The sequence below is a fragment of the Neorhizobium galegae genome (genome assembly GCF_017877055.1).
In the GTDB taxonomy this organism is placed as follows: domain Bacteria; phylum Pseudomonadota; class Alphaproteobacteria; order Rhizobiales; family Rhizobiaceae; genus Neorhizobium; species Neorhizobium galegae_D.
The window spans coordinates 516,989-529,409 of the sequence record NZ_JAGIPG010000002.1 but is presented as its reverse complement, the minus strand read 5'-3'; the positions used below and the strand labels follow the sequence as shown (position 1 = coordinate 529,409).

Below are 12,421 nucleotides of genomic sequence, written 5' to 3'. Positions count from 1 at the left end.
CACTTCGGCGTCCCTGGCGCCAGAATATTTCCTTTGTAAATGGAGGAATTGATGGAAAGCAAAGAAGCCAGCCGCACGGCCCGCACAGTCGCGGGCCATCGCGCCGCCCACCAGATTGCCGATAACGCCTTCGTTTTCAAAGATCCCTATGCCCGGGCGATCCTCGACGACAAGGCGCTTGCCGAGGCCGATGCGCGGGCGCTCAACTCGTCCGAACGGATGTTCCGGCTGTTCATTGCCGCACGCAGCCGTTTCGCGGACGATTGCCTGGCAGCCGAGGTCGAACGCGGCGTGAGACAGGTCGTCGTTCTTGGCGCCGGGCTCGATACGCTCGGGCTGCGCAATCCTTATCGCGATCTGGGCGTGACGGTCTTCGAAGTCGATCATCCGGCAACCCAGGCCTGGAAGCGGGAGAGGCTGTCCGCTGCCGGCCTTGCTGCCGACATGACCTTTGTCCCCGTCGACTTCGAGCGTGAGGATCTCTCCGAACGGCTGGCGACGCAGGGTTTTCGCCACGACGAACCCGCCCTTTATATCTGGCTCGGCGTCGTCCCTTATCTCGAACGGGAGACCGTCTTCTCGCTGCTGCGCTTCGTCGCAAGCGGCACCGGGACGGGTATTGTCTTCGATTATTCCGAGCCGCTCGATAACTATCCGCCGGAACGACGTGCACGCGCCGAGGCCATAAGGGCGAAGGCCGCCGCGACCGGCGAACCCTGGATCACTTTGCTCGATCCGGCCGAGCTTCCGGCGGAGCTGACGGCAATGGGCTTCCAACATATCGAGGATCTTGGCCCTGCTGGCACGGCGGCACGGTATTTCGGCGCCGCTCCGCACTCCGGCAAGGGAGAGGCCGGCCCCCACATCCTGTTTGCGCGCCAGACGCCGCCCGCCTGAACCGGCGGGCGCTCGTTAAATCAGGGACTCAGAGACCGATTTCATGGGCGAAGGGCGGATTGGCGCCGGCCCGCGATACGGTGACGGCGGCCGCCTTTGCGCCCAGCGCCAAAGCATTGGCGACCTTATCCTCGGCGAGATTGGCGACCTTTTCCTTGGTCAGCAGGTCCTGCATCTTCAGCGAGGCGAGAATGCCTGCATCGAACGTATCGCCGGCGCCGACCGTGTCGACCACGGTGACGCGCTCGCTCGGTACCGAAACCTTGAAGCTCTTGGTATAACCGGTCGCGCCATCCGCACCGCGGGTCAGCACAACCAGCTTGGCGCCCTGATCCAGCCAATGCGCCGCGAGCGTATCGTGGTCACCCTGCATGCCGAACCAGTCAAGGTCCTCATCGGAAAACTTGATGATGTCCGACATGGATGCCATACGGCGGACACGGTCCACATGCTTCGGCTTGTCCTTGATGAAGCCCGGGCGGATATTCGGATCGAAGGAGATGACCCGCTTCCGGTATTCGCGGGCCATCAGTGCCTCGTAGGTGCCGCCGCAGGGTTCGGGGATCAGGCTGATCGCGCCAAAATGCATCGCCTCGCAGTCATCGCCGAGCACCGGCAGGTCGGCCTCTGTGATCATCCGGCCGGCCGTGCCTTCGTCGTAGAAAGCATAGGTCGCCTGGCCGTTGACGAGTTTGACGAAAGCGATCGTCGTCGGTCGCGAGGAAACCGCGGCGAGACTGTAATCCACCCCGCTTCTTGCCAACGTGTCCCGCAGGACATCTCCCATCAGGTCGTCGGAAATGCCGGTGAAAAACGCAACCGGCTGGCCAAGCCGGCCGAGCGCAATCGCCGTGTTGAAGATCGCGCCGCCGGCGTAAGGCGCAAAGCCCTTTTCGCCGAGCGTGGTGTCACGCGGAAGCATGTCGATCAGGGCTTCGCCGCAGCACAAAATCATCAAATCCTCCCGCGCGCTTTCTCAGTCACTTTTTCAATCGATTAAGCGAGCTTTTGCCAAAAGGCCAGAGCAAAAAATCAGAGCGCTATCTCGCTGACGCCGCCATTGCGTCCCGACCAGGCCAACGGTGCATCGAGAAAGGCCTCGACTTCCGAGAGCGTGTTTTCATCGAAAAGCTTGCCGTCCCTGGCTGCCGCCAGAACGTTACGCCAGGTGGCAATGTGATGAAGCTTCACCTGGCCGTTCGAGAAGCGCTCGTAGGCTTCCGGGAAGATATCATAGAAGAAGAGCGCGATGCCGTGATCGACAGTGGCGCCGGCTGCGCGGATCGCATCGATGAATTTGAACATGCTGCCGCCGGCGGTCGTCAGGTCCTCGATGACCAGCACGCGCGCACCCTCCGGCAGATGGCCCTCGATCTGTGCATTGCGCCCGTGGCCCTTCGGCGCCTTACGGACATAGATCATCGGCAGGCCCAAACGTTCGGCAAGGAAAGCCGCAAAGGGAATGCCCGCCGTCTCACCGCCGGCAACGCAGTCGAATTTCTCGAAACCGGCGTCGCGCATGACGGCCGCGGCCGCGAAATCCATGATCGCCGAGCGGATGCGCGGATAGGAAATCAGCTTGCGGCAGTCGATATAGACCGGGCTCATCAGCCCCGAGGCGAATTTGTAGGGCTTGTCGGCGCTGAAATGGACCGCTCCGATCTCCCAAAGCATCTTTGCCATCAGTTCGGCCATTACGCCGCGGTCCGGAAATGTGGTTTGAATCATGCGCCCGCTCCTTTTGTCAAAACCACGCGCCGCAATAGCAGCATGCGGCAGAGTACGCCAGACGATGCAAAAAATAAGGAGGGAATCAGGCGGTGGTGCGCGTTTCGTTCAGGTCCACCGGACGCAGATAGCCTGCGACATGCACGCGATCGCGGCCGGCCCGCTTTGCTTCGTAGAGCGCGTTGTCGGCCAGGCTGAGTACGGTTTCGAAAGGCTGGCCAGTCGGGGAACCCACAGCGACACCGGCGCTGACCGTGCACTTCAGCACCGCCTCGCCGATGATGATCTCGCGGGCGGCGAAGCAACGGGAAATGTCGTTGGCGATCCGCTCGGCCCGTCCGGGAAGGACGTTGACGAGGATCATCACGAACTCCTCGCCTCCAAGCCGCGCCACGGTGTTCCGAATTTTAGTGCCGCTCCTGAGATCGTCGGCAAACAGCCTCAGCACTTCGTCGCCGGCGGCATGGCCATGCTGGTCGTTGATGGATTTGAACCGATCGATATCGAAAACGACGACGGCGGTCGACGAACCGAGAATGCGATGGCCATGCTGCTCGAAGAGAGCACGGCGATTGAGAAGCCCCGTCAGCGCATCGGTCATCGCCTCGTAGCGATGGTGGGCTGCCATGCGCCACTGATGCAGTGCCAGCGACAGCGCACCGATGCCGGTCATTCCGGCGATGCAGACAGCGATATTGAGGTTTTCGGCCCAGTTGTCGGGCGCGTGGCCCAGCACCCATTGTTGCCCGTCGATCAGGACCAAAGCACACAAGGCAAACGAGACGGAGGTGGCGGCATAAAGCACCGCCATTCCGATCAGCGGTCCTGGCGCCTCCCCGCGTGCGCGCCAATATTGCCTGGCGGTTCCGAGAAGCAGCGCGGCCGTCGCAAGGTTCATGACGATGAACCCGAGACCGTCGAAGCCGGCAATCATCAGCGGCAAGCCGAAAGTCACGGAAGCGGCGGTAATGGCACCGGCCATGATCCAGGGCCGCGTGCCGCTGCGAAACTGTACGGATGCCGCATAGATCGTGCTGAACCCTGCCATCAGGAAGGTATAGGCAATCGAGGCACCCACAACATCGGCTTCAACGGTATAGGAACTGTAGGCGAAAATGCCCGAAACAGTCAGGCAGAGCGCGATGACAAGGGTGAGTAGGAAAGAATCGGTGCGACGCGAATACCATGTCCCGAACAGCGTCACCATCAGGCACGCCGCCGAGACGCCCAGCGCGAGCAGAAGAGAATGGTAGTCGAGCATCATGCCTAGCTTTCTCTTCGGGTACATCCCCGCGGGAAAATCCTGGGCGCCAAGCTAAGCCCGGATTCTATCCAAAAGGTTACCGGATCGATCTAAGTCTTATCCGTCCCATCCTGAGCAACTTCATCGGCAATCTCGTTTATAGATCGCCACGAATTACACGGAATGGATGTACATCCAGGTCCCGCATCGCTATGCATTCTCCATCGCACAAAGGGGGATCGTTTCCATATGTCCGTAAATTTTCTTAGGGTATTTCTTGCCGTCGTCGCTATGGTCGCAGTTTCCATAGCCGCTCCAGTCCAGGCGGCATCCTATAAGGAACTGGTCAGCCAAGGGTACAAGACGGGCAAGCTGACACGCGGCCCGAGCGGCGCGCAAGGCTGGATCCTGTCGAAAGACAAAGCTCGGGAATTCTGCCTGATGACTGCAACGTCCGCCTATGTCGGAAAAACCGGTATGGTTGCTTTCACGTCAGCGGGGCGCCAAGTCAAGATCGACCGAAAGGTCTTCGAAAGCCACGCCGGCAGCGCGGGCCCCCTGCCGCAGCTCGAAGACCTGAATGCCGGCCGGCCAGGCGCGGACGATGTCGGTGTATGCCGCCCCGTGAAATAGTTGTCTGAAGGTCCCGGAGGGACGTCACATGACGTCCCAATGAAGCGGGAACATTGGATCGAAGACTGTGATCGGGCCGGCGCCGCTCTCGCGCTTGGCCGGAAACCTTATCGGCTCGTCACGCTTTTCAAGCGTGATCGTCTCTTCGTTCGGCTTCAGTCCATACCAGGCCGGGCCGTTCAGCGAGGTGAACGCCTCCAGCTTGTCGAGCGCGTTGTCGTCCTCGAACACATGCGCAAGGCAGCTCATGGTGTTGATGGACGTATAGATGCCGGCACAACCGCAGCCGCATTCCTTGAGCGGATCGACATGGGGTGCGGAATCCGTGCCGAGGAAGAAACGCGAGTCGCCGGATGTCGCCGCCGCCCTGAGCGCCAGGCGGTGGTTCTCGCGCTTGGCGACCGGCAGGCAGTAATAATGGGGGCGGATGCCGCCGACCAGGATCGCGTTACGATTGATGATCAGGTGGTGGGTAGTGATCGAGCCGGCGAGATTGCCCTGCGACGACTTGATGTAGTCGATACCGTCGGCGGTCGTCACGTGCTCCATCGTGACCTTGAGTTCCGGGAGGCGTTTGCGCAACGGATCGAGCACGGTCTCGATGAAGACTGCCTCGCGGTCGAAGATATCGACCTCCGGAGTGGTCACCTCGCCATGCACGCAGAGCGGCAGGCCGATCTTCGCCATGCGTTCCAGAACCGGCATCGCCTTGTTGAAATCGCGCACGCCGCCATGGGAATTGGTTGTGGCACCGGCGGGGTATAGCTTCACCGCCGAGATCAGGCCGCTCCTCCTGCCCTCTTCCACATCATCCGGATCGGTATGTTCCGTCAGGTAGAGCGTCATCAGCGGCTCGAACCGGTCGCCCGCCGGAAGGGCGGCGAGAATGCGCTCGCGATAGGCCCTGGCATCCGAGGTCGTCACCACCGGCGGCACCAGATTGGGCATGATGATTGCGCGTGCGAAATGCCGGCTCGTATCGCCGATCACCGCTCGCAGGACGTCGCCGTCGCGCAGGTGCAGGTGCCAGTCGTCAGGGCGGCGGAGCGTGAGCGTCTTCATGGGAGAACTTCCGGACGTGGTCGATCCATCCGCCATAACATCAATGGTTCGGGCAAAACAATCCGATGATGCGAGGAACCTGCAATCCATCAGGCCGAATGTAGGTTACTTCTCACGCAGATGTGTGGGATCCAAGGGATTTTCGCGCACGAAACATGAAAGGCACACGGAACCGGTGCCTGCTTCCGGCGTTCGTTAAGCAATCTGAAGAATGAGTTAAATCGGAGCGCAAAATGAAATCCCGCCTCTCGAAAGTCAACAGGGGTTTTGCAATTGCCACAGGTACTGCCGCCGCGCTCTGCGCCCTGACGGTTTCCCTTGGCGCAGAGGAACGCGCCAACCTGCAGCTCACCTCCGCCATGCAGACGGAATGTGACCGCCTCGCCGGCAGCCCCTACGATCAGCAACGCAACGGAGAGTTTGCCCCTGTCGGCATTTCGGATATCGACGGCACCGCGGTAGACGCATGCCGCATGGCCTATGACGCGACCGGCAATCCGCGTTTCGCCTATCAGCTCGGCCGGGCTCTGAACAAGACCCAGCAGGCCGACCAGGCGATGAACGCTTACGATGTTGCAGTCCAGGCGGGGTATGCTGCCGCTAAGGTGAACTTCGGCATGCTGATGGGTCGGCTCGGCGACGAACGATCGGAGTTCCAGCTCTATACCGAGGCTGCCAATGGCGGCAACGTGCTCGCCGCCTACAATCTCGGCGTCGCCTATCGCGATGGCCTCGGCACCGAGCCGGATGTCCAGCGGGCATTGACCTGGTTCGAAAAGGCTGCGGCTGAAGGCGACGATACCGCCGCCTTCAATATCGGCGCGATCTATGATGAAGGCCAACTCGTGGAGCAGGATGACCAGACGGCGATCGCCTGGTACGACCTTGCGGCCCAGCGCGGCCATGCCGATGCGATGATCAATCTAGGGTTGATGTACGAAGCGGGCGAAGGCATCGAAGCGAACGCTCTCAAGGCTGCCGAAATGTACGGCAAAGCTGCCGAGAAAGGCGATGTCTTCGGGGCCTACAAGTTCCTTCAGATGCAGGAACTGGGTATTGTCCCGGGGCCGAGCGATCCGGCGACGACCGAAGGCGTCAATTCGCTGGTACTTAAGCCGGGCGACATGGAACAGTCGGCCGGCAATGGCAAGGAAATCTAAGTCAGATTTCCCCGGCCGATGGCCCCCATACGTCGGTCATTGCAAATCCGTCGGACAGCGGGTCGAACGGATCAAGGGCTATCTGATGCAGACCGAAGGTAAAACCACGGCCGGTGATCGTCGGGATGATCGCCGGCTTTCCCGCGACCTCCGTCTCGGACGCCAGTCCTACCTCGAACTGGGAACCGATGATCGAGCGCGACTTGAAGACATCCCCCACCCTCACCTTGCCGCGCGCATGGAGCGCCGCCAGATTGGCGGAATTGCCGGTGCCGCAGGGCGAACGGTCCGCCCTCCCCGGCCACATCGTGGTGCAGGTCCGCACCGTACCGTCGGCTTCCGTATCCCGGAACATCACGTAAGCGACGCCGGAGATCGCGGGGATTTCCGGGTGTACGACCTCAATCTGCCTGTTGATGAGATCCTTCAGCACCATGCCTGCCTGAACGAGTGCTGCCGCATTACCCTTCTCGATGGTCAGGCCGATCTGGCCGACATCCACCAGTCCGTAAAAGATCCCGCCGTAACAAAGGTCGAGCGCGATCTCGCCCCATGACGGGGTCTGAACCTTGACGTCGAGCTGATGTACGAAGGATGGCACCATGGTGAGCTTCACCTTTTCACAGCGGCCGTCGCGGCAGGTGGCCGTCGCACGCACGAGGCCGGCCGCGGTTTCAAGCGTCACGACGGTTTCAGGCTCCGTCATCTCGACGATCCCGGATTCCAGAAGCGCTGTGGTGACGCAGATCGAGTTCGAGCCGGAACTCGCATGCGCCTGGTCCGGCTGCAGGATGATGAAGGCGGCGTCCGCATCGGGATGTTTCGGCGGCAGCAGCAGGTTGACCGAGCCTATCGGCGCACCGCGCGGCTCAAGGCAGAGGAAGCGGCGAAGCTCGTTGCCCTTCGGATCGGTGTTCAGCCAATGAAGCTGGGCGGCAACCGTTTCGCCCGGGATCTTCGGCACGCCGCCGATCGCGACCTTGCCGATCTCACCCTCGCAATGAACGTCCAGCAGCTGGATCGTGCGCTTCCATCTCATCTCGAATACTCCGATCAGACGTGACGGGTGGCGCCGCCATCGACGCGGATGTTCTGGCCGGTGATGTAGCCCGCGCCGTCCGACAGGAGGAAAGAGGCGGTCTTTGCGATTTCCTCTACCTGGCCAACACGCTTCATCGGCACCTTTTCCGCGGTCCCCGGCTTGTGATCGAGACTGTCGATGAACCCCGGGAGGATGCAGTTCATGCGGATGTTGTCGGCTGCATAACGATCCGAATAGAGTTTTGTGAAGGCACCGGCAGCTGCCCGGTAGGTGCACGAGACCGGGAATACCAATGATGGCTCGTAAGCCGCAAACGTTGTAATGTTGACGAAGGCGCCCTTGCCCTGTTTCAGCATGACGGGCGTCACCAGGCGCGCCATGCGCACCAGCGACAGGATCATCATGTCCGAACCGAGCGTCCAGTCCTCGTCGCTGATGTCGAGCAGGTCGCCCTTCGGCGGATGGCCGGTATGATTGACCACCGCATCGATGCGGCCGTAGGTCTTGATGGTGAGGTCGAAGATCGCCTGGATGTCCTCGGCCTTTTCCGCGACGCCGCGGGAGGCGACGCCGCCGAGTTCTACCGCCAGTTTCTCGCAGCTTTCCGAGGGTGACATCAGCGCGAGCTTGTAACCCTGGGCGTGCAGTTCGCGGGCAATCGCCTCACCCATGCCACGTCCGCCGCCTGTAATCAGCGCGACCTTTTCCGTCTCAGCCATCGGAATCTCCTTGGGGTCTTTATCCGCCTGCGAATAGGCTTTCCCGAACAGATATATCAGCCTCGCGGGTTTGCCTACCGTCTTCAACGAAGCCAGAGATAACCGAGGTTGAGCTGCATTTTGCCGTCGCCATAATAATAGGGCCGCAAGAGGGATTTTGCAGGCGACGCGGTCAATCCGAGCCTATCAACGGAGGAAAGATCGATCGGCGGCGAGCCCGATGGGCGCCCGCTATCGGCCCAGATTGCCAGAACCGGCCCCTTCATGGCGTTTGCAGCCGGGAAACCGGCGATCGGCTGCTCGGAATTGATGACCGGCACATCGGGAAACTGCAATCGCATATTGCCAGCCAGGTTCATGCCGGCTGCAACGATCACCGCCGGCCGACCGTCGGCTTTCAGAAATTCTGCGACGGAGGTGAAGGGGTAGTTGATCCGGGTGTAGCTGCCGGTAAGCCCGCCCGTCAGCGTCTTGCCCGCCAGCGGGACCAGCGTCACGAGCATGATGACGACGAAGACGGGAACGAAGCGCCTGAGATGGGACGTGGTATCGATGCCCGCTCGTTCCAGCTTCAGAAGCAGATAGAGGGGCAAAGGCAAAAGATAGGGATCGAGCCAACGCTCCGTAATCTTGGTCGTGCCGGTGAAAAGGATCACGAATACGACACCGACAAGGCCCCCCGCCATCATCAGCCCCAGAAAGCGCGTCCAGCGGTCGCCTGCGTTTAGCGAGCGCGTGAACTCCCTTTTGAAGGCTACCGCGAAGATGGCGACCGTCAGCGCGCCGAACGCGATGCAGGCGAGCATCAGCGAGCCAAGAGCGCGTGCAATACGGACCAGGCCATGCGGGGCGTTCGCTTCAACCATCTTGCCGATCGTGCCTGATGTCGCAAGGTCGAGGTTGCCGCGAAGCCAGAGGGCATGCGGGAAGACGATTACCAGGCCGATGATCACAGTCAGCAGGATGCGTGGATCAAAAAGACGGGCACGCCATTCCCTGTCGCAGAACACCGCAATAACGGCGGAGGCAGGCAGCAGCCCGAAATTGTATTTCGAGATCATCCCGATGCCGATTGCGGCCCCAACGATCAGGTAGCCCTGCCAATCCGCCCGTACAAGGGTTCGGAAGAGCCCGTAGAGGAACAGCGACGTCGCCATCAGCACCGCGACCGTGTGCGTCAGATCCTGCTGCGGCATGTAGGAGATCTGCGGCAGGGTGAGCAGGCTCAGCATCGCCATCGCGGCAAAGCCGGGTCGAGCATCGACCTCGCGTGCCGTCATGCCAAAGAATAGGTAGCACAACAGCAGCAGCAGGAATTTCGGCAAGGTCAGCGAAAAGAGCGAGATCCCGATCACGCTGACGAAGGCATTCTGTACCCAGTTGTAAAAAGGCGGCTGCGGCCCGTAGCCGGCAAGCCAATGTTGCGAAAACAGCGCCTGCTCGGCCTCGTCCAGCGTCAGCCCGTTGGGCAGCATCAGGCGGACGGCGATGCTCAGCAGGAAATAAGCGCCTAGAAAAAACGCCGCGGGCCAAAGGCCGCCAGCCAGAAACTCTGCCAGCCGACCGGGCTTGTTCAACTCTTTGGAACGCACCGCGTCCACGCTCTCACGATTCATTTTGGTCTTATGAGAAAGTTATCATACGAAGCGGATGGCACAGCCTGCGACGCGGATCAATAGAAACCGCGCGCTCGCCGTTTGATAACTTGCGCCAAATTGAACGCGTGCGGATTTCCTCCCAGTGCCTTTGCAGGTCAAAAGCCGAGAGAGCTGAGGCTTGGATGATCGTCAGGCCTGCGTCCGAGCGGCCAGTGGAAACGCCGCTCCCCCTCGCGGATGGGAGCGGCGTTGATGGAAGCGAGCCTTCGGCGCATCAGGCCGTGTTCGTCAAACTCCCAGTTCTCGTTGCCGTAGGAGCGGAACCAGTTGCCGCTATCGTCGTGCCACTCATAGGCGAAGCGGACCGCTATGCGGTTCTCGCGGAAACTCCACAGCTCCTTGACGAGACGGTAATCCAGCTCGCGCTGCCATTTGCGGGTGAGGAAGCCGATGATCGCTTCACGCCCCTCGACGAATTCGGCACGGTTGCGCCAGCGGCTATCAACCGTATAGGCGAGCGCCACGCGCGCCGGGTCCCGGCTGTTCCAGCCATCCTCCGCGAGGCGGACTTTCTCGACCGCCGTTTCCTACGTAAAGGGCGGCAGGGGTGGACGCTGATCACTCATTGGGTATCTCCATGGGTGGCAAGGCGGGCGCGCAGTTCGGCATTTTCGGATTCGAGCTCGGCCAGTCGGACGCGAAGGGGACGGACCGCCTCCCCGACTTGTTCCTCGGTGAAGCGGGGATTGATGTGCTGCGGACAGTTCCAGTCGAAGCTCTCGAGCCGCAGCCTGAAAATGCGTTCGAGCTTCGCCCGATAGTCCGGATCGATGACAAGCGTGGCCAGGGCAGGATCCGCGTCGAGCGCCACCTCCTCCACACGCACATAGATCTTCAGCCGGGCACGCCGGGCGTAATCCATCAGGAAGAGGCATGCCCTGTCGTTCGCCGCAACATTGCCGGTGCTGATATACTGGCGATTGCCGCGATAGTCCGCGAAAGCCAATGTCCGGTCGTCAATCACCTTTAGGAAGCCGCGCGGGCCGCCCCGGTGCTGGACATAGGGCCATCCCGTCTCCGAGACCGTCGCCATGTAGAAGCTGTCCCGGTCGGCGATGAAGGCCGCTTCATTTTCTGTCAGGCGATCAAAGTCACGATCACCAGCAAAATTCTGCCAGATGTGATCGGCGCCCATGGCCTTCTGTGCGGCCCGGACGCTGGGTGTGATGGCGATGTCTAGAAAGCCATAGGACATGAAAGGAGCTCCTTCCCGGCAGAGCCGCTATCGGCGCCGTTGAAGAGGATGCATAACCTTTTCCATAATCAAGCATAATATAGTATTGCTGGAACTCATCCTTTCAAGAAATGGAAAAGCGGATGGATCGGTTCGAAGCCATGTCGATGCTGTTGGAGGTGGTGGACAAGGGTAGTCTGTCCGCCGCGGGTCGGGTGCTCCGGGTGCCCGTACCGACGCTTAGCCGGAAAATCTCGGAACTCGAGGCATCGCTCGGCACGCGTCTGTTGATCCGCACGACCCGCAAACTTACCCTGACCGATGTCGGCGCCACCTATGTAGCGGCGGCGCGACGTATACTCGAACAGGTCGAGGATGCGGAACGGGAGGCCGCCGGTGAGTTCACAACGCCGAAGGGCGAATTGGTCATCACAGCGCCGATCATGTTCGGCCGGCTCCATGTCCTGCCCATCGTCATCGATTTCCTGGCCCTGTTTCCCAAAATCAACATCCGCTTGCAGTTGGCCGACCGCAACGTTCATCTCGTCGACGATCATGTCGATATGGCCGTCCGGATCGGCCAATTGCCGGACAGCACGATGGTTGCGACGCGGGTCGGATCGATGCGGATGGTGACCTGCGCCAGCCCGGCCCTGCTCACGGCTCATGGTGTCCCGCAGATACCGGAGGATCTTCGAAGAATGCCGTGGGTGACGTTCGAAGGGCCGGTTCCATCGTCAATTCGGCAAATGCTGCCGGCAGGATCGAGTGCGACCGCGGCTGCATCGCGCCTTTCCGTCTCGACCGCCGAGGCCGCTGCGGAGGCCGCGATACGCAGTGTCGGGGTAACGCGGCTGCTCCATTACCAGGTGGCGGAGGCGATCAAAACCGGAGCGCTTCGGATCGTCCTGGAATCTTTCGAGCCGGAGCCGGCCCCTATCCATCTCATCCACGCCGCGCGCGGCCAGATGCCACTCAAGATGCGCAGCTTCCTGGATTTTGCCGCTCCGAGGCTGCGGCAGGCGCTCGGCAGAATCGGCTCGGCCGCTTGAGACGTTCCGCGACCGCAATCGAAAGCAGCTATATACGGTCGCCGGTTCAACGA

12 protein-coding genes and 1 pseudogene are annotated in these 12,421 nt (G+C 61.1%); 4 read left to right on the top strand and 9 right to left on the bottom strand.

The features are described from left to right. The first annotated feature begins 51 nt into the window (after nucleotides 1-51). Nucleotides 52-897: a class I SAM-dependent methyltransferase gene (locus J2857_RS12915; protein ID WP_210010564.1), complete on the top strand. Its 846-nt coding sequence runs from the start codon at nucleotides 52-54 to the stop codon at nucleotides 895-897. Between the two features lie 28 nt (nucleotides 898-925). Here J2857_RS12915 and J2857_RS12910 read toward each other — a convergent pair whose 3' ends face one another. The 3 genes from J2857_RS12910 to J2857_RS12900 all read right to left on the bottom strand — a co-directional run bounded on the left by J2857_RS12910 (nucleotide 926) and on the right by J2857_RS12900 (nucleotide 3,889). Continuing rightward, the gene (locus J2857_RS12910) at nucleotides 926-1,852 is read right to left on the bottom strand and encodes a carbohydrate kinase family protein (RefSeq protein WP_210010563.1); all 927 of its coding nucleotides are present in this window, start codon (nucleotides 1,850-1,852) and stop codon (nucleotides 926-928) included. Nucleotides 1,853-1,929: 77 nt separating this feature from the next. Then, the gene (locus J2857_RS12905) at nucleotides 1,930-2,625 is read right to left on the bottom strand and encodes an orotate phosphoribosyltransferase (protein ID WP_210010562.1); all 696 of its coding nucleotides are present in this window, start codon (nucleotides 2,623-2,625) and stop codon (nucleotides 1,930-1,932) included. A gap of 85 nt (nucleotides 2,626-2,710) precedes the next feature. Continuing rightward, nucleotides 2,711-3,889, bottom strand: a complete 1,179-nt coding sequence (locus tag J2857_RS12900; protein ID WP_210010561.1) for a GGDEF domain-containing protein — start codon at nucleotides 3,887-3,889, stop codon at nucleotides 2,711-2,713. A gap of 228 nt (nucleotides 3,890-4,117) precedes the next feature. Between J2857_RS12900 and J2857_RS12895 the strand changes: the two genes are divergently transcribed. Beyond that, nucleotides 4,118-4,501: a hypothetical protein gene (locus J2857_RS12895; RefSeq protein ID WP_210010560.1), complete on the top strand. Its 384-nt coding sequence runs from the start codon at nucleotides 4,118-4,120 to the stop codon at nucleotides 4,499-4,501. A 24-nt stretch (nucleotides 4,502-4,525) separates the two neighbouring features. Here the strand turns inward: J2857_RS12895 and pyrC are convergent, their stop codons facing one another. Further along, entirely contained in the window at nucleotides 4,526-5,563 is a 1,038-nt protein-coding gene (gene pyrC, locus J2857_RS12890; RefSeq protein WP_210010559.1) for a dihydroorotase, read from the bottom strand. A 233-nt stretch (nucleotides 5,564-5,796) separates the two neighbouring features. Between pyrC and J2857_RS12885 the strand changes: the two genes are divergently transcribed. After that, the gene (locus J2857_RS12885; protein ID WP_210010558.1) at nucleotides 5,797-6,723 is read left to right on the top strand and encodes a tetratricopeptide repeat protein; all 927 of its coding nucleotides are present in this window, start codon (nucleotides 5,797-5,799) and stop codon (nucleotides 6,721-6,723) included. A gap of 1 nt (nucleotide 6,724) precedes the next feature. Here the strand turns inward: J2857_RS12885 and J2857_RS12880 are convergent, their stop codons facing one another. The 5 genes and pseudogenes from J2857_RS12880 to J2857_RS12860 all read right to left on the bottom strand — a co-directional run bounded on the left by J2857_RS12880 (nucleotide 6,725) and on the right by J2857_RS12860 (nucleotide 11,337). After that, nucleotides 6,725-7,762 (bottom strand): 4-hydroxyproline epimerase, encoded by a 1,038-nt coding sequence (locus tag J2857_RS12880; RefSeq protein WP_210010557.1) that lies wholly within the window; start codon nucleotides 7,760-7,762, stop codon nucleotides 6,725-6,727. A gap of 14 nt (nucleotides 7,763-7,776) precedes the next feature. Then, complete coding sequence (locus J2857_RS12875; protein ID WP_210010556.1) at nucleotides 7,777-8,484, bottom strand: SDR family oxidoreductase; 708 nt, start codon at nucleotides 8,482-8,484, stop codon at nucleotides 7,777-7,779. A gap of 83 nt (nucleotides 8,485-8,567) precedes the next feature. Next, on the bottom strand, nucleotides 8,568-10,100 hold the full coding sequence (locus tag J2857_RS12870; protein ID WP_245363317.1) for a glycosyltransferase family 39 protein: 1,533 nt from the start codon (nucleotides 10,098-10,100) through the stop codon (nucleotides 8,568-8,570). A 137-nt stretch (nucleotides 10,101-10,237) separates the two neighbouring features. Beyond that, a pseudogene (locus J2857_RS12865) lies at nucleotides 10,238-10,708 on the bottom strand (DUF1348 family protein). Beyond that, nucleotides 10,705-11,337: a pyridoxamine 5'-phosphate oxidase family protein gene (locus J2857_RS12860; protein WP_210010555.1), complete on the bottom strand. Its 633-nt coding sequence runs from the start codon at nucleotides 11,335-11,337 to the stop codon at nucleotides 10,705-10,707. The pseudogene J2857_RS12865 and the gene J2857_RS12860 overlap by 4 nt, the downstream one beginning before the upstream one ends. A gap of 122 nt (nucleotides 11,338-11,459) precedes the next feature. Here J2857_RS12860 and J2857_RS12855 point away from each other — a divergent pair, with 122 nt between their 5' ends. Continuing rightward, nucleotides 11,460-12,368 carry a LysR family transcriptional regulator gene (locus J2857_RS12855; protein WP_210010554.1) on the top strand — a complete coding sequence of 303 codons (909 nt, stop codon included), beginning with the start codon at nucleotides 11,460-11,462 and terminating at the stop codon, nucleotides 12,366-12,368. Nucleotides 12,369-12,421: the final 53 nt, after the last annotated feature.

Coding starts and splice junctions, on each gene's coding strand:
- J2857_RS12915 (WP_210010564.1), top strand. CDS start 52: ATGGAAAGCAAAGAAGCCAGCCGCACGGCCCGCACAGTCGCGGGCCAT.
- J2857_RS12910 (WP_210010563.1), bottom strand. CDS start 1,852: ATGATTTTGTGCTGCGGCGAAGCCCTGATCGACATGCTTCCGCGTGAC.
- J2857_RS12905 (WP_210010562.1), bottom strand. CDS start 2,625: ATGATTCAAACCACATTTCCGGACCGCGGCGTAATGGCCGAACTGATG.
- J2857_RS12900 (WP_210010561.1), bottom strand. CDS start 3,889: ATGATGCTCGACTACCATTCTCTTCTGCTCGCGCTGGGCGTCTCGGCG.
- J2857_RS12895 (WP_210010560.1), top strand. CDS start 4,118: ATGTCCGTAAATTTTCTTAGGGTATTTCTTGCCGTCGTCGCTATGGTC.
- pyrC (WP_210010559.1), bottom strand. CDS start 5,563: ATGAAGACGCTCACGCTCCGCCGCCCTGACGACTGGCACCTGCACCTG.
- J2857_RS12885 (WP_210010558.1), top strand. CDS start 5,797: ATGAAATCCCGCCTCTCGAAAGTCAACAGGGGTTTTGCAATTGCCACA.
- J2857_RS12880 (WP_210010557.1), bottom strand. CDS start 7,762: ATGAGATGGAAGCGCACGATCCAGCTGCTGGACGTTCATTGCGAGGGT.
- J2857_RS12875 (WP_210010556.1), bottom strand. CDS start 8,484: ATGGCTGAGACGGAAAAGGTCGCGCTGATTACAGGCGGCGGACGTGGC.
- J2857_RS12870 (WP_245363317.1), bottom strand. CDS start 10,100: ATGAATCGTGAGAGCGTGGACGCGGTGCGTTCCAAAGAGTTGAACAAG.
- J2857_RS12860 (WP_210010555.1), bottom strand. CDS start 11,337: ATGTCCTATGGCTTTCTAGACATCGCCATCACACCCAGCGTCCGGGCC.
- J2857_RS12855 (WP_210010554.1), top strand. CDS start 11,460: ATGGATCGGTTCGAAGCCATGTCGATGCTGTTGGAGGTGGTGGACAAG.